The 564-nt window shown below is 58.5% G+C and carries 1 protein-coding gene; it reads left to right on the forward strand.

Translation table 11 applies throughout. The annotated features are described in order from the left end of the window. On the forward strand, nucleotides 1-564 hold a 564-nt coding region (locus tag ACR0EL_RS22650), incomplete at both ends, for a Hint domain-containing protein (RefSeq protein WP_480502378.1).

A 564-nucleotide genomic window follows, 5' to 3' on the forward strand; every position in this document is an offset into this window, starting at 1 on the left:
GCCTGCACCCGATCCGTTGGATCGGGCGGCGCGAATTTGATCGCTTCCAGCTTGAAGCCAACCCCAGACTCTGGCCTGTGCGTATCCTTGCAGGGGCATTGGGCGAGGGGCTGCCGCATCGCGATCTGCTGGTCTCGCGCCAGCATCGGATGCTGGTGCACTCAAAGATCGCCCAACGCATGTTCGGCACGACCGAGGTTCTGATTCCGGCCATCAAACTCACCGCAATGCCGGATATCTACGTTGATGAAAGCGTGGAAAGCGTCGAGTATTACCACCTGCTGTTCGACCGCCATCAGGTGATCTTTGCCGAGGATGCGCCAACCGAAAGCCTCTATACCGGCCCCGAAGCGCTGAAAATGCTGAGCGCCGCGTCGCGTCGCGAGATATTCGAGATTTTTCCCGAACTGACAGACCTTGACTACCGCGCCGACCCGGCCCGCATGATCCCCGGCGGGCGGCTGCAAGCGCAGTTGATCACGCGGCATTTGAAGAATAACAAGCCGCTGTTGCGGATGTCCCCGATCTTGACCTCAAATGAATTCAACTCGGGTGCAAAGATTT

Source organism: Ruegeria sp. AH12 (genome assembly GCF_056541465.1).